The following is a 14,613-nucleotide window of genomic DNA, read 5'->3' as shown; positions in this document are numbered from 1 at the left end:
CCGTGAAACGGGGACCGGCCTTTTTGATTTTCCGCGCCTACAGCGTGTCGATAAAGCTGCGCAGCTTGTCCGAACGTGAAGGGTGCTTGAGCTTGCGCAGCGCCTTGGCTTCGATCTGGCGGATGCGTTCACGCGTCACGTCGAACTGCTTGCCGACTTCTTCCAGCGTGTGGTCGGTGCTCATCTCGATGCCGAAACGCATGCGCAGCACCTTGGCTTCGCGCGGTGTCAGGCTGTCGAGGATGTCTTTGACCACATCGCGCAGGCCGGCTTGCATCGCGGCTTCCAGCGGTGCGGTGTTGGCGCTGTCCTCGATGAAGTCGCCAAGGTGCGAATCATCGTCGTCGCCGATCGGTGTTTCCATCGAGATCGGCTCTTTGGCGATCTTCATGATCTTGCGGATCTTGTCTTCCGGAATCTCCATCTTGGCGGCCAGGATGCTGGCGTCCGGCTCGAAGCCGAACTCCTGCAGATGCTGGCGCGACAGGCGGTTCATCTTGTTGATGGTCTCGATCATGTGCACCGGAATGCGGATGGTGCGGGCTTGGTCGGCGATGGAGCGCGTGATCGCCTGGCGAATCCACCAAGTGGCGTAGGTCGAGAACTTGTAGCCGCGGCGGTATTCAAACTTGTCCACGGCTTTCATCAGGCCGATGTTGCCTTCCTGGATTAAGTCCAGGAATTGCAAGCCGCGATTCGTGTACTTTTTAGCGATCGAGATCACCAGGCGCAAGTTGGCCTCGATCATCTCTTTCTTGGCGTCGCGCGAGTTGGTCTCGCCTTCGTTCATGCGCTTGTTGATGTCCTTGAGCTGACCCAAAGGCACGACCACACGCGCCTGCAACTCACCAAGCTTGGTCTGCAATTCCTGGATAGGCGGGATGTTGCGCGCCATGATGATGGACCACGACTTGTTGGCGGCTACCTGTTTTTCGACCCATTTGAGGTTCAGCAGATTCGGCGGAAAGTCCTTGATGAAGACTTCCTGCGGCATGCCGCATTTCTCGACGATGATGCGGCGCAGCTCGCGCTCTTTCTTGCGCACATCCAGCACCTGGCCGCGCAGCAGGTCACAGAGCTTTTCAATCGTCTTGGCGGTAAAACGCACCGTCATGAGCTCGTCGCTGAGGGCTTTCTGCGCTTTCACGTAGGCCGGCGTGCCGTAACCTTCCTTGTCGTAAGTCTTGTGGACTTTCTCGAACAGCGAGGCGATGGTCTCGATACGTACCAGCGCTTCCTTTTTCAGCTCTTCAAGCTTTTTGGTCAGCGCCTTGGAGCCGCCCTTGCCGTCGTCGTCGTCTTCCTCATCGAACTCGTCAAAGTCCTCTTCGGCCACATAGTCGTCGGCTTCGTTGGGGTTGGAAAAGCCATCCACCACGGTGGAAATAACAATCTTGCCTTCGCGGATGTCTTCACCGAGGCGCAGAATTTCAGCAATGGTGGCCGGACTTTCAGAGATGGCTTCCATCATCTTCATCAGGCCGCCCTCGATGCGTTTGGCGATCTCGATTTCGCCTTCGCGCGTCAGCAACTCGACCGTTCCCATCTCACGCATGTACATGCGGACCGGGTCGGTGGTGCGGCCGAATTCACTGTCCACGGTGGACAGGGCGGCTTCGGCGGCTTCTTCAGCCTCTTCTTCGGTGGCGCCGGCCGGTGCGTTGGCAGTGATCAGCAGGGTCTCTGCGTCAGGCGTCTGCTCGTACACGGCAACGCCCAGATCGTTCAAGGTGACGATCACCGCGTCCAGCGTTTCAGCGTCGATCAGCTTATCGGGCAGGTGGTCGGAAATTTCGCCATGCGTCAGGTAACCGCGGGTCTTGCCGAGTTTGATCAGGGCTTTCAGGCGCGCGCGGCGCTTGGCCATGTCTTCTTCAGATAACACGGTTTCGTCCAGGCCAAACTCTTTCATCAAGGCGCGTTCTTTCGCCTTGCTGATTTTCATACGCAGTGGCTTGACCTTTTCGGTGGTCTCGGCCACCGGTTCACCGACGAGGTCGTCTTCGATGTCGGACATGTCCTCATCACCCTCGGCCTTGCCGGCCACCTTGGGTTTGCGGCCGCGCTTGGCACCGCCGGCTTCTACGGCCGCATCCGGGTTTTTCGGCGGGCGGCCAGGTTTCTTCTTGACCGGCACGTCAACGGCGGCTGCGACCGGGGCGGCCTTCAGCGGAGTTTCTTTTTTGGCAAGGGGTTTGGCAAGGGAGACGGGAGACTTGGTCGGCACAGGGAGGGCTTTCTTGACGGACTTTTCGGATTTCGGAGGCGCTTTAGGCGCTGCGGCTTTTTTGCCGGGAACTGGTTTGGATATGGCGGTTTTTGCGGGTTTTTCAAGCTTGCTGGCGGCCTTCTTGACGGGCGGTCGGGCGGCAGTTTTTACGGCGGCTTTGGACTTGGGCACGGCTTTGGCGGACTTGCTGGGCTTTTGAGCAGGCATGGCGAACTCCCGGTATGAAACTTCCTTCAACAGACTGGGTTCCCGGCACCGGCAAGGCCGGGCACAGGCACAAAAAATGCCCGGAGCCGGAGGGCTGGGCATTCAGGGGCTTTGAGAAGCCCCCAGGCAAGTTGTTTGGGCGAACATTTGGTGTGCAGTCCTTGCGGATAAATTGCCCTCAACCAGTGCGGTCCCGTTCTTGCGGGGGGCGGTTGCCGGAGGTGCTGCTGTCGCGCTTGCCGTAGCGGAAAGTCGGATTATACCCGGATGCCTCATTTTTGGGCATTAAAATCAGGCCTAAATCGGCTTTTTTTTAGGACGCAGCGCGGGTTTTTGTCCGGGCCATCAAAAATGCCAGACGCTGCCTTTTGACAGGGTCCAGGAGCGTTTCGGTACCGCCTTCGCTCAATTCCTTCTGCTCCTGATTCAGCTTGGCCGCGAGCAGCCGGTCAAGAATGGCGCGAGCTTCATTCCAATCGCATTCAATGCCTTCCGGAATCTCGGATATCTGGTCAACCGCGTATTTTTCCTGGGGGTGCTCACGCAGACCCTCGCGCAATGCCGCCCAGGGCTGGGGGCCGTGTTCATGCAACTGGCTTTCAAGCCACACAAACAGCGGGCCCTGCGGCGCCGGCAGCTCACACAGCAGCACGTGCTCTTCGCCGCTGAGTTTGTCCCAGCTTTGCGGGTCAGTCAGCATCAAACGAAGCAAGCGATCCTGGGGACTTGCTGACAAGCGTCGTCCTGCAACCCGCCGGCCAGGCCGGTTGCCGCTTGACGACCGGGCGCTGTGGCCGGACGCGCCGGCATTCATGGGCAGTGAGGCAGCGTAGGCGCCGTCGTCGTGCAGGTCGGCAAAATTACCGGCAAACTCCCCTAAATGCGACGCACTGGCCGATATTTCAGATATTTTAGACCGCTGGCCCTTACCGGGCGTGCGTGTGGTGCTATTGTTTTTATAGCCCCCTGAACCCTGGGCCGGCTGCCAGATCTGAAGCAGCTCGCGGCTATCGATCAGCACCTGGTCGGCGATTTCAGCCAGCAACTGGCGTTTCAGCGTGCCGTCGGGCAACAGGCTCCAGAGCGGCCGCGCATTGCTGGCCATGTGGGCCCGGCCTTCGGCGGTGTCAAGTTCGCAGCCCTCGGCAGCGGCTTCGAGCATGAACTTGCTGAGCGGCACGGCCTTGGCCACGGCGGCGGCAAAACCGTCCTGGCCGTTGGCGCGGATGAAGCTGTCGGGGTCGTGTTCTTCGGGCAAGAACAAAAACTTGACGGTGCGCACGTCGGTCGCAAAGGGCAGGGCGGCGTCCAGCGCCTTGCGCGCGGCGCGGCGGCCAGCGCCGTCGCCGTCAAAGCTGAAAACCACAGAATCCGTGAAACGAAAGAGCTTTTGCACATGGTCGGCGGTACAGGCCGTGCCCAGGGTGGCGACGGCATTTGCAAAACCGAGCTGGGCCAGCGCCACCACGTCCATGTAACCCTCTGTGACCAGCGCGTAGCCGTGTTCGCGCAAGGCGGTGCGCGCCTCGAACAGGCCATAGAGCTCACGGCCTTTGCTGAAGACCGGGGTTTCCGGCGAGTTCAGGTACTTGGGTTTTTCGTCGCCCAGCACGCGCCCGCCAAAACCTATGCATTCGCCCTTGACGTTGCGGATCGGAAACATCACGCGGTCGCGGAAGCGGTCGTAGCGTTTGGCCTCACCCTGCGAATTTTCTTCACCGGGCTCGCTGGTGATGACCAGGCCACTTTCGACCAGCAAGGGGTCGTTGTAATCGGGGAACACGCTGGCCAGTGCCCGCCAGCCCTCGGGCGCATACCCGAGGCCGAAAGTCTTGGCGATCTCTCCCGACAGGCCGCGGCCCTTGAAGTAGTCGATGGCGCGTGGCGAGCTGCGCAAATGCTTGATATAGGCGATGCCGGCTTTTTCTAGCACGCTGCTCAAGGTCGCCTGCTGCTCGCGGGCCAGGGCAGCGCGGGCACGCTCCTGCGGCGAGACGTCGTCCTCCGGCACCTGGAGGCCGTATTGCTGAGCCAGATCCTTTACGGCCTCAATAAACGTCATACCGCCGTACTCGGTCATGAACTTGATCGCGTCGCCGCTGACGCCGCAGCCGAAGCAGTGGTAGAACTGCTTGGACGGGCTGACAGAAAAAGAAGGGGATTTTTCTCCATGAAAGGGACACAGCCCCATGAAGTTGGCCCCGCCCTTCTTGAGCTGGACATGGCGGCCAACGATATCGACGATATCGGCACGCGCCAGCAGTTCCTGAATGAATGATGAGGGAATGGCCACGCCTGTATTGTGCCTTCACGACCCCGTGGCCGCGTCGGTCCGGGCGGCAAGTGCCACCTTCTGCGGCTACCATGTGCCATGCAAATCCTCAGCCACCAGGCCGCCCACGTGCTGGCTCACCCCGCCGCTTTTGCCTGGCGCGTGCTCATGGGCTTTCGCGCCAACCAGGGCCTGTTGCTGGCTGGCGCGGTGGCGTATTACGCGCTGTTGTCGATTGTTCCGCTGCTGATCCTGGTGATCATCGCGCTGTCGCATGTGATCGACCAGGCCGAGCTGCTGCAGACCCTGGGCCGCTACCTCGAGTGGCTGATGCCGGTGCAGTCGCGCGCGGTGGTGGCCGAACTCGCGACCTTCCTGGCCCACCGCGACGTGATCGGCTGGGTGCTGCTCGGCACCATGCTGTTTTTCAGCTCGCTGGCCTTCACCGTGCTGGAAAACGCCATGTCGGTGATTTTTCTGCACCGGATTGCGGTGCGGCGCCGGCGCTTTATCGTCTCGGCGCTGCTGCCTTACTGTTACATCATCAGCCTGGGCGCCGGGCTGCTGGTGGTCACGCTGGTATCGGGCGGGCTGCGCGCCATGGGTGAGGAAAGCGTCGATGTGCTGGGCCGAGAATGGTCGCTCAGCGGTGTGTCCGGCCTGCTGCTCTACCTGCTGGGGCTGACCGGGGAGATTTTCCTGCTGACCTCGGTCTACATGGTGATGCCGGTCGGCAAGCTGTCGTGGCGCCATGCGCTGATCGGCGGCGTGACGGCGGCCCTGCTGTGGGAAATCACGCGGCACCTGCTGGTCTGGTACTTCGGCACGCTGTCGCAGGTCAACGTGGTTTACGGCTCGCTCACCACCGCCATCGTGGTGCTGCTGAGCCTGGAGATCGCGGCGACCCTGCTGCTGCTGGGCGCCCAGGTGATCTCCGAGTACGAACGCATCGACAAGCCGCCAGAGCCGCCGCCGGCCAACCCCCTGAAGGTGGAAGGCACTGTTCCCGAAGCCGGGACGCTATCGAAATAATAGCGATCAGCCGTTTCCAGTCATGGGCTGGATGCCTTTTTGATACTAGAGCTGGCGCTCAATCACCCATCACCACACCCTCGCGGCGCGGGTCGGCGCCGCCCAGCCACAACTGCGTGCCGTGTGCCTCCCCGCGGGTGATGGCTTGTAGGCCGCTGGTCATGGTCATCTCGCGCACTTCGGCGCCGCGGGCTTTCAGGGCTTCGATGGTGGCGGGTGCAAAGCGCTTTTCCTCCAGCAGACTGGGGCCGTTGAACGAGGCGAAATTGGGCAGATTAATGGCCTGTTGCGGCATCAGGCCCAGGTTCAGCACGCCATACAGCGTTTTGGTGATGTCGTGAATGATCAGCGCACCGCCCGAGCTGCCGCCGCTCATCACCAGCTGGCCGCTGGCCTTGTCAAACACCAGCGTAGGTGCCATGGACGAACGCGGCCGCTTGCCCGGCTGCAAACGGTTGGCCACCGGCTTGCCGTCGGCATCTGCCGGTGCAAAGCTGAAATCGGTCAGCTCGCTGTTCAGCAAAAAGCCCCTGACCATCTGGCGCGAGCCAAAGGCGCCTTCAATCGTGGTCGTCATGGCGACCGCATTGCCGAAAGCGTCCACGATGCTGATGTGTGAGGTGCCGTATTCCGGTTGGTCGGCCATGGGTGCGTAGGCCATGCGCGCACCGGTGGGCACGCCAGGCGGCGCCACTTTCATGCTCTGGCCGCCGGGCTGCTGCGCGATCAGTTTGGCGCGATCAGCCAAATAGGCGGGGGCGAGCAGGCTCATCCAGCTGCCAGCCGGGGCCTGCACGAAGTCGGGGTCGCCCAGGTACTGAGCGCGGTCGGCAAAGGCCAGGCGCGAGGCCTCGGTGTAAAGGTGCAGCCAGTCGGCCGACGGCGTTGGGGCCACGGTACCGGCGACGCCGCCGATGCCGGTCACCAGCGGCAGCGTCGCTGCGTTGGTGTTGTTCAGGATGCCCAGGATTTGCCCGACTGCAATCCCAGCCGAGCTGGGTGGTGGCATGCCGCAAATGCGGTAGTCCCTGGCCTGGGCGCGGTAATCGTGGCAGATCGGTTCGCGTTTTTTGGCCTGGTAGCCGGCCATGTCGGCCAGGCTCAGTTTGCCGGGGTTGCTTGGGTGTTGCTGCACCTTGCTGACAACGGCCTGGGCGACGTCGCCTTCCAGCAGCCCTTTGGACCCGCCGGCTGCGATCTTTTTCAGCACATCAGCCAGTGGCTGGTTGCGCAGCAGGGCGCCGGCGGCCAGGGCTTCACCGTTGACCGGGTAAAAATAGGCGGCAGCCACCGGATCTTTTTTCAGGTGCTGATCGGCCTTGAGCAGGCTGGCCAGACGTGGGCTGACCTTGAAGCCGTTTTCGGCCAGCGCGATGGCCGGCACAAACAATTGCGCCCAAGGTAGCTTGCCGTGTTGCCTGTGCGCCATTTCCAGCATGCGCACGGTGCCCGGTACCCCGACAGAGCGGCCACCGACCACGCCGTCGTCGAACGCCATGGGCTTGCCGTCGGCGCTGAGAAAAAGCTTTTCGTCGGCTGCGGCTGGCGCAGTTTCGCGGCCATCAAACGCCTCGACCGTGCTGCCGCTGGCATGCAGCAAAAAAGCGCCGCCGCCCAGGCCACTGGACTGGGGCTCCACCAGCGCGAGCACCATCTGCACAGCAACCGCCGCATCAATTGCCGTGCCGCCAGCCTTCAGAACCTGGTAGCCAGCGTCGGCGGCCAGCGGGTTCGCCGCAGCGACGGCAAATTTGGAGCTGGCCCAGCCTGGTTTTTCGGTATAGCCGGAAGCGATCTCTGGCTGCGGCGGCAGGTCATAAGCAAAAGGCGGCGCCGACACACAGCCCGCCAGCAGCAGGCTGGCGACCAGTGCGGCGGCAAGAGCCGGGCAAACAGTGCGCGGGCGCGCGGAGGTGTTGTTTTTCATGGCTTGTCCTGTGGGTGAGCGGCCATGGTAAACCCAAGCCCCCGGAGGCGCAGCTGAAACTTGTCCGTGCCGACGGTTGATTTGTGTCAGCAGCAAAAAAAAGCCGATCCGACTTTGTTTGAGGTCGAATCAGCCTTCAGCCCTTGCGAGATATGCGCAAGCAGCTATCAATCCGATAGCGGATTTGGGCCAGGCAGGTTATCGCGGCGCCAGGCGGATCGCGCCGTCGAGGCGAATCACTTCGCCGTTGAGCATGTCGTTTTCAAAGATGTGCTGCGCCAGTTTGGCGTAGTCCTGCGGCGTGCCCAGGCGGCTCGGGAAGGGCACCGATGCTGCCAGTGAGTCCTGCACTTCCTGGGGCATGCCAAACATCATGGGCGTGCCAAAAATGCCCGGTGCGATCGTCATGTTGCGGATGCCGTTGCGTGCCAGGTCGCGCGCGATCGGCAAGGTCATGCCGACAATGCCGCCCTTGGAAGCGCTGTAGGCGGCCTGGCCGATCTGGCCGTCGTAGGCCGCGACCGAGGCGGTGGAGATCATGACCCCGCGCTCGCCGGTGGCTTCGGGTTCGTTTTTGCACATGGCGTCGGCGGCCAGACGAATCATGTTGAAGCTGCCGACCAGATTGACCATGATGGTTTTGCTGAAGACGCCCAGGTTGTGCGCGCCGTTTTTGCCTACGGTTTTTTCAGCCGGTGCGATACCGGCGCAGTTGACCAGACCCATCAGTTTGCCCATGGACACGGCTTTGGCGACAACCGCCTGGCCGTCGGCCTCCTGGCTGACGTCGCATTTGACAAAGGCGCCGCCTATGTCTTTAGCAATCGCCTCTCCTTTTTCAACCTGCATGTCGGCGATCACGACCTTGCCGCCTTTGGCCGCCAGCATGCGTGCCGTGCCCTCGCCCAGACCGGATGCGCCGCCGGTGACGATGAATACTTTGCCTGCGATGTCCATGAGAATTCCTTGGGAAGATGAAGAGAGGGAAGGTGGGGTTCGGAGTTGACGTGAACGTCAATGTCAGGCGGAATTATCGGGCAAAAAAAAGCCCGGCGGACCGGGCTTTTCATCGTCATGCGTGGCTCTCTTTTCAAGCAGGGGCCGCGGGTCCGGCTCTGCCGGTCCGCAGCTGTAGCGCCCCTTTATTCCGTGCAAGGGGCAGGGAGCCGCCGCAGGCTCGAAGCGAGCGAACGTGGGGGCCTTATTTGTACCCAACCCGGTCCAGCATCTGCTGCACCTTGACCTGGTTTTTGGCGACCACGCCAAGCGGGATGCTCTCAGCCTTGAAGCTGGCGCCGCCCATGGCCACAATTGCCGGGTTGATCACGGTAACGCCCTTCGTGGCCGGGAACTCGTTGTTGCCGTTGGCAAAGTAGTCCTGGGCAAACGCGCTGGACAGGAACTCCATGAACTTGACGGCGTTGGCCTGGTTCTTGGCATGTTTGGCAACCGCCGCACCGGCGATATTCACATGGGTGCCGGAGGTGGCCTGGTTCGGGAACATGACCTTGACCTTTTGCATTACGGCTTTTTCATCGGCCTTGTCGGACTTGATCAGGCGCGCGACGTAATACGTGTTGGTCACGGCCACGCCGCATTCGCCGGAGGCCACGGCCTTGATCTGGTCGGTGTCGCCGCCCTTGGGTGCGCGCGCCATGTTGTCGACCACGCCCTTGAGCCAGGCTTCACCTTTGGCGTCGCCCAGGCGCTCGACCACGGTGCTGAACAGCGACAGGTTGTAGGGGTGTGAGCCCGAGCGGGTGCAGACCAGGCCCTTGAGTTTGGGGTCGGCAAGTTTTTCGTAGCTGTCTACGTCGCTGGCTTGAACACGGGCCGGGTCGTAAACAATGACGCGGGCGCGGGTTGAAAAACCGGTCCAGGTCACGCCATCGGCGGTGGGAGTCGCGCGCAGGTTGGCCGGAATGGCCGCGTCCAGTACCTTGGACTTGATCGGCTGGAACAGGCCTTGTGCATCGGCTGAGGCCAGGCGGGCGGCGTCCACCAGCAGGATCACGTCAGCCGGAGAGGCGGCGCCTTCGGCTTTCAGGCGCGCCAGAATGCCAGCGTCATCGGCGTCCACGCGGTTGATTTTGATGCCCGTGGTGCGGGTAAAGGCCTCGTACATGCCTTCATCGCTTTGGTAGTGGCGTGCAGAATATAGGTTGACGACCTGCTGCTGCGCAAGCGCGGCGCTCGTTGCGCTGAACAGGGTGGCGACTGCCAGGGTGATGGTGGCCAGGGAGGATGCGGTATTAAACATAGGTCAATCGATGAAGTGGGCAGATAAGAAGATGTTAATACAAACAAGAATTAATCTCAATCACAAAGTCAGCCATGTCGCAGGGACATGGGCGCTGGCCGTGGCGGTGTGTCGTCCGGCGGTGGTGGCGCTAGGGTGCGCTGTGACGCTTGTGCTGGCCGGCTGCGCCGTGCCCGGCTTGGTGGCGCCAGGCGTTCAGGTTCCCGCGGGCAAGCCGGTCAGGATCGGCCTGGCGCTGGGCGGTGGCGCAGCACGCGGTTTTGCCCATGTCGGCGTGATTGCCGCTCTGGAAGAGGCTGGCTTCAAGCCCTCGCTGGTGGTCGGCACCTCGGCTGGCAGCCTGGTCGCGGCGCTCTACGCCAGCGGAAAAACCAGCGCCCAGTTGCAGCAGACCGCACTGAGCCTGGAGGAGGTCGCCATCACCGACTGGATGCTGCCGCTGTTCGGGCGCGGCATGTTTCGCGGCGAGGCCTTGGGCCGTTATGTGAACGATCTGGTGTCGGGCCGCTTGATTGAAAACATGGCGATCCCGCTCGGCATCGTGGCGACCGACCTGAACAGCGGCCAGGCCGTGCTGTTTCAGCGTGGCGATACGGGTACGGCGGTGCGGGCATCAAGCGCGGTACCGGCAGTGTTTGTACCGGTCAAGATCAACGGGCGCGAATATGTGGACGGTGGCCTGGTCTCGCCGGTGCCAGTACGTTTTGCACGGCAGATGGGCGCCGATCTGGTAATTGCGGTGGACATTTCCAGCCCACCCGAGGCCAACCCGGCTGAGGGAACGCTGCAGATCCTGCTGCAAACCTTTGCCATCATGGGTAAAAGCATTAATCAATACGAGCTCAAGGACGCCGATGTGCTGGTACAGCCCGCGCAGGCCGGCCTCAAAAGCGCGGACTTTTCGGCGCGCCAGCGCGCCATCGACGCCGGACGCGCTGCGATGCAGGCGGCGTTGCCCGCCTTGCGTGCCAGACTGGCGCTTTTACAGGCCCGATGATGCTCCTGATTTGATAGCGGGCTAAGCTCATTCAATATGGACTGGGGCCGAAACGGGCAAAAAAAAGCCTGATTTTGCAATCAGGCTTTAAGGGGTCCGTGAAACTGGATTTCTGGAAGGACCCGAGGAGACAACTGGTAAGGGGCCCTGCCTTCAGTGAGGCAAACACCTGAATGAATCAACTGGCGTTGCCGCCCGCTAATTCAAGCCCCGGAAAATCAACGCTTTTTCGAAGCAGTCTTGGAAGCGTTCACAGCGGTGTTGGTCGCGGCGGTGAAATTGGCTTCGGCCATGTCGGTGGCTTGTTTGACGGCTTTTTGCATGGATTCGACAGCGTTGTTGGCAGCAGCCACGGCGCTTTTCATCACGGCAACAGCGGTCTCGGAACCGGCCGGTGCATTCTTGGCGGCGCTGTCAACCAGGCCCATGAATTTGGCTTGAGCTTCAGCAGCCTGGCCTTCAAAAGACTTGCCGACTTCCGCGCCGGTGGCGGTAGCGATGTCGTACAGGTGACGGCTGTAGGCAGCGGTCTTTTCAGCCAGCGGCTGGAACAAGCCGGCTTGCAGGGCCAGCAGCTCTTGTGCGTCTTTGACGCCCATGAGGGATTGGGTGTGGTTGGCGGACTCGGCCAGGGCGGCCTTGGAAGCCTGGACATTGAGTTCAACCAGTTTCTCAACGCCTTCGAAAGCCTTGCTGGTCAGACCAAACAGGGTTTCGATGTTTGCTTTGTGGGAAGCCATGATTTGTTCAGCGGTCAACATATTTAAATCTCCAATATAGGTGGTTAACGATTTCAACTAGTTGCGCTGCTGGACAATCTGCTGGTTTGCTTTTGTCGATTGCTGCACTGCAACATAACTCAAGTATAGGGATTGCCCGGTCGATTGCAAGTGGTTTTTGCTGCACTGCAGCATTTTAGGGATGGGGCTCTATCTGGTAATTGTTGACGCTGCCATCAGGCAGTGCCGACTCGCGCTGCCCTGCAGAGAACCCCTGCTTGCGGCCACAATCCCCATGCCATTTCGCCGCGTTTCGAATGCTCTGACCTCATGCAAGCCTTTTATGCCGACCATTTTGTGTTGCCGTTACCGGATGGGCACCGTTTCCCCATGGGCAAGTATGAGCGCCTGCGCAGCCGCGTTGCGCTTGAGCTGGCGCAGGTGCGGCCAGGTGTGGCGCTGCCCGTCAGCGACGGCGAACTGGCGCTGGCGCATGACCCGGCCTATATCCAGGCGGTGGTGGACGGCAGCCTGAGCCCTGCCGCGATGCGCGAAATCGGTTTCCCATGGAGTCCCGCGATGGTGGAGCGCTCGCGCCGCTCGGCCGGCGCCACCGTTGCGGCCGCACGTGTTGCCATGGGCCTGGGCGGACAGCCGGCCGAAGGCATTGCCGCCAATATGGCCGGCGGCACCCACCATGCGTCGGCGGACAAGGGCAGCGGATTTTGCGTGTTCAATGATGCGGCCATTGCGGCGCGGCTGATGCAGGCCGAACATGCGCGCTTGCGGCGCGGCGAGCGCCATCCGCTGCAGGTTGCCATCATCGATCTGGACGTCCATCAGGGCAACGGCACGGCCAATATTTTCAGCCGCGACCCCACCGTCTTCACGCTGTCCATGCATGGCCAGAAAAACTTTCCCTTCCGCAAGGAAACCAGCGACCTGGACGTGGAGTTGCCCGACGGCTGCCGGGACGACGCCTACCTGCATGCGCTGGAACTGGCGCTGGACGAACTGGACCGGCGTTTCTCACCGGGCCTGGTGATTTATCTCGCGGGTGCGGATCCGCACGAGGGCGACCGGCTGGGGCGCTTGAAGCTGAGCTGGGACGGGCTGGAGGCGCGAGACCGCCGGGTCTTTGACTGGGCTTTCAACCGGCGCATTCCGCTGGCACTGGCGATGGCCGGCGGCTATGGCGTGAATATCGAGGACACGGTCCAGGTGCAGATCAATACCTTCCGGGCAGCGCTTGGCTACTGGGAACGCTGGCGGGCGCTGTCCTGAGCCCAGGGCGGGGCGCTGGCAGAATACCTGTATGAATTCCAGTCCTCGACCCCAAGCCGAGCCCCGCAGCGCCTACAAAGTCTTTCGCCCCATCGGCACGCGCTGGATGGACAACGATATATATGGTCATGTCAACAACGTCGTTTATTACAGCTGGTTCGACACCGCCGTCAACGGCTACCTGATCGAATCTGGCGCGATCGACATTCATGGGGGCGCGGTGATCGGCCTGGTGGTTGAAACCCAGTGCAATTATTTTGCGCCGCTGGCCTTTCCCGACCCGGTGCTCGCGGGCATTCGTGTGGCGCAGGTGGGGGCGTCCAGCGTGCGTTATGAGGTGGGCCTGTTCTCCGGTAAACCTGGCGATCCGGCTGCCGAACTGAGCGCCGCCAAGGGGCATTTCATCCATGTCTACGTCGACAAGCAGACACGTCGGCCCGTGCCCTTGCCTCCCCAACTCCTGTCAGTACTGGAAAAACTCAAGTGACCGAAACCCTGAACGCCGTCGATGCCGCCATCGACGGCCGCATGTCCACCCGTGCCTTTTTGCCCACGCCCGTGCCACGGGAAACGCTGGAGCACCTGCTGGCCCTGGCCAGCCGCGCGCCGTCGGGTACCAATACCCAGCCCTGGAAGGTGTATGTACTGCAGGGCGCAAGCCGTGATGGGCTGGTCGCCAAGGTCTGCCGCGCCCATGACGCCATTCGCGCCAACCCCGAGCTGGCGGCGCAGTACCAGGAGGAGTACGCCTACTACCCGGAAAAATGGGTGTCGCCGTATATCGACCGTCGCCGTGAAAACGGCTGGGGCCTGTATGGCCTGCTGGGCATCGGCAAAGGCGACAAGGACAAGATGCATGCGCAGCATCAGCGCAATTTCAAGTTTTTCGACGCGCCGGTCGGGCTGATGTTCACGCTCGACAGGGTGATGGGGCGCGGCAGCCTGGTGGACCATGGCATGTTCATGCAGAACCTCATGGTGGCCGCGCGCGGCCATGGCCTTCACACCTGTCCGCAGGCGGCCTGGAACGGCTTTGCCAGCATCATCCTGCCGCACATAGGTGCTGGTGCCGACGAGATGCTGGTGTGCGGCATGTCGCTGGGTTACGCCGATGAGTCGGCGCTGGTCAACACTTTCCGCACGCCGCGCGTCAGCCCGCAGGATTTCTCCACCTGGCTGGACTGACCGGCTCTGCGCCGCGCTGGCGCTTGCGGGTAAAGTCAGGGGTTGATGCAAGCGCGCTTTTCCATTTTTAAGGATTCTTAATGGCACTCACCACCACTTCCTCCGGCCTTCAGTATGAAGACACGGTGCTCGGCACCGGCGCCATCGCCAAGGCTGGCCAAAACGTCCGCGTGCATTACACCGGCTGGCTTTACAACGACGGCGTGCAGGGTGCCAAGTTCGATTCGAGCAAGGACCGTGGCGATCCGTTCCAGTTTTCACTGGGTGCCGGCCAGGTCATCAAGGGCTGGGACGAAGGCGTTCAGGGCATGTCGGTCGGCGGCACGCGTCGCCTGGTGATCCCCGCCGAACTCGGTTACGGTGCGCGCGGCGCCGGCGGCGTGATTCCACCGAATGCCACCCTGTTGTTCGAAGTAGATTTTCTGGGTTGAATTTGTAAATTGTGTTTGCACGCGGCCCGGGCATTTCCAGAAATTCAGTTTTTTGGGATGAAGTGCAAG

At 61.7% G+C, this 14,613-nt stretch carries 12 protein-coding genes; 6 read left to right on the top strand and 6 right to left on the bottom strand.

The window, feature by feature from the left end; translation table 11 throughout:
* Positions 1-37: 37 nt before the first annotated feature.
* The gene (rpoD, locus tag IEX16_RS14465; protein ID WP_188709192.1) at positions 38-2,437 is read right to left on the bottom strand and encodes an RNA polymerase sigma factor RpoD; all 2,400 of its coding nucleotides are present in this window, start codon (positions 2,435-2,437) and stop codon (positions 38-40) included.
* 313 nt (positions 2,438-2,750) lie between these two features.
* On the bottom strand, positions 2,751-4,730 hold the full coding sequence (gene dnaG / locus IEX16_RS14460) for a DNA primase (RefSeq protein ID WP_188709191.1): 1,980 nt from the start codon (positions 4,728-4,730) through the stop codon (positions 2,751-2,753).
* A 78-nt stretch (positions 4,731-4,808) separates the two neighbouring features.
* Between dnaG and IEX16_RS14455 the strand changes: the two genes are divergently transcribed.
* A complete protein-coding gene (locus tag IEX16_RS14455; RefSeq protein ID WP_188709190.1) occupies positions 4,809-5,741 on the top strand; it encodes a YihY/virulence factor BrkB family protein in 933 nt (310 codons plus the stop codon).
* A gap of 58 nt (positions 5,742-5,799) precedes the next feature.
* Here the strand turns inward: IEX16_RS14455 and IEX16_RS14450 are convergent, their stop codons facing one another.
* From IEX16_RS14450 to IEX16_RS14440, 3 genes are all read right to left on the bottom strand, one after another.
* Complete coding sequence (locus tag IEX16_RS14450; protein ID WP_188709189.1) at positions 5,800-7,668, bottom strand: gamma-glutamyltransferase family protein; 1,869 nt, start codon at positions 7,666-7,668, stop codon at positions 5,800-5,802.
* Positions 7,669-7,866: 198 nt separating this feature from the next.
* Positions 7,867-8,625: a 3-hydroxyacyl-CoA dehydrogenase gene (locus tag IEX16_RS14445; protein ID WP_188709188.1), complete on the bottom strand. Its 759-nt coding sequence runs from the start codon at positions 8,623-8,625 to the stop codon at positions 7,867-7,869.
* 244 nt (positions 8,626-8,869) lie between these two features.
* Positions 8,870-9,928 carry an extracellular solute-binding protein gene (locus IEX16_RS14440; RefSeq protein WP_188709187.1) on the bottom strand — a complete coding sequence of 353 codons (1,059 nt, stop codon included), beginning with the start codon at positions 9,926-9,928 and terminating at the stop codon, positions 8,870-8,872.
* 31 nt (positions 9,929-9,959) lie between these two features.
* Here IEX16_RS14440 and IEX16_RS14435 point away from each other — a divergent pair, with 31 nt between their 5' ends.
* Positions 9,960-10,925 carry a patatin-like phospholipase family protein gene (locus tag IEX16_RS14435; protein ID WP_188709186.1) on the top strand — a complete coding sequence of 322 codons (966 nt, stop codon included), beginning with the start codon at positions 9,960-9,962 and terminating at the stop codon, positions 10,923-10,925.
* A 218-nt stretch (positions 10,926-11,143) separates the two neighbouring features.
* On the opposite strand, the gene phaP is transcribed toward IEX16_RS14435, so the two are convergent.
* Positions 11,144-11,686 (bottom strand): phasin family protein, encoded by a 543-nt coding sequence (gene phaP, locus IEX16_RS14430; RefSeq protein ID WP_188709185.1) that lies wholly within the window; start codon positions 11,684-11,686, stop codon positions 11,144-11,146.
* 288 nt (positions 11,687-11,974) lie between these two features.
* On the opposite strand from phaP, the gene IEX16_RS14425 reads away from it, so the two are divergent.
* The 4 genes from IEX16_RS14425 (at position 11,975) to IEX16_RS14410 (ending at position 14,544) form a co-directional block, all read left to right on the top strand.
* Positions 11,975-12,928, top strand: a complete 954-nt coding sequence (locus IEX16_RS14425) for a histone deacetylase family protein (protein WP_188709184.1) — start codon at positions 11,975-11,977, stop codon at positions 12,926-12,928.
* A gap of 31 nt (positions 12,929-12,959) precedes the next feature.
* Entirely contained in the window at positions 12,960-13,415 is a 456-nt protein-coding gene (locus IEX16_RS14420; RefSeq protein ID WP_188709183.1) for an acyl-CoA thioesterase, read from the top strand.
* 41 nt (positions 13,416-13,456) lie between these two features.
* Positions 13,457-14,113, top strand: a complete 657-nt coding sequence (locus tag IEX16_RS14415; RefSeq protein ID WP_188709267.1) for a nitroreductase — start codon at positions 13,457-13,459, stop codon at positions 14,111-14,113.
* 80 nt (positions 14,114-14,193) lie between these two features.
* Complete coding sequence (locus tag IEX16_RS14410; RefSeq protein WP_188709182.1) at positions 14,194-14,544, top strand: FKBP-type peptidyl-prolyl cis-trans isomerase; 351 nt, start codon at positions 14,194-14,196, stop codon at positions 14,542-14,544.
* Positions 14,545-14,613: the final 69 nt, after the last annotated feature.

The organism is Polaromonas eurypsychrophila (genome assembly GCF_014641715.1).
GTDB lineage: Bacteria > Pseudomonadota > Gammaproteobacteria > Burkholderiales > Burkholderiaceae_C > Polaromonas > Polaromonas eurypsychrophila.
Note: the sequence above shows the minus strand (reverse complement) of the source record. Positions and strands in the feature narration are given on the sequence as shown.

What these genes read in the sequence shown, in the direction of transcription:
- phaP (WP_188709185.1), bottom strand. Translation starts at nt 11,686, where the DNA reads ATGTTGACCGCTGAACAAATCATGGCTTCCCACAAAGCAAACATCGAA.
- rpoD (WP_188709192.1), bottom strand. Translation starts at nt 2,437, where the DNA reads ATGCCTGCTCAAAAGCCCAGCAAGTCCGCCAAAGCCGTGCCCAAGTCC.
- IEX16_RS14450 (WP_188709189.1), bottom strand. Translation starts at nt 7,668, where the DNA reads ATGAAAAACAACACCTCCGCGCGCCCGCGCACTGTTTGCCCGGCTCTT.
- IEX16_RS14415 (WP_188709267.1), top strand. Translation starts at nt 13,457, where the DNA reads ATGTCCACCCGTGCCTTTTTGCCCACGCCCGTGCCACGGGAAACGCTG.
- IEX16_RS14455 (WP_188709190.1), top strand. Translation starts at nt 4,809, where the DNA reads ATGCAAATCCTCAGCCACCAGGCCGCCCACGTGCTGGCTCACCCCGCC.
- IEX16_RS14445 (WP_188709188.1), bottom strand. Translation starts at nt 8,625, where the DNA reads ATGGACATCGCAGGCAAAGTATTCATCGTCACCGGCGGCGCATCCGGT.
- IEX16_RS14435 (WP_188709186.1), top strand. Translation starts at nt 9,960, where the DNA reads ATGTTAATACAAACAAGAATTAATCTCAATCACAAAGTCAGCCATGTC.
- IEX16_RS14440 (WP_188709187.1), bottom strand. Translation starts at nt 9,928, where the DNA reads ATGTTTAATACCGCATCCTCCCTGGCCACCATCACCCTGGCAGTCGCC.
- IEX16_RS14425 (WP_188709184.1), top strand. Translation starts at nt 11,975, where the DNA reads ATGCAAGCCTTTTATGCCGACCATTTTGTGTTGCCGTTACCGGATGGG.
- IEX16_RS14420 (WP_188709183.1), top strand. Translation starts at nt 12,960, where the DNA reads ATGAATTCCAGTCCTCGACCCCAAGCCGAGCCCCGCAGCGCCTACAAA.
- IEX16_RS14410 (WP_188709182.1), top strand. Translation starts at nt 14,194, where the DNA reads ATGGCACTCACCACCACTTCCTCCGGCCTTCAGTATGAAGACACGGTG.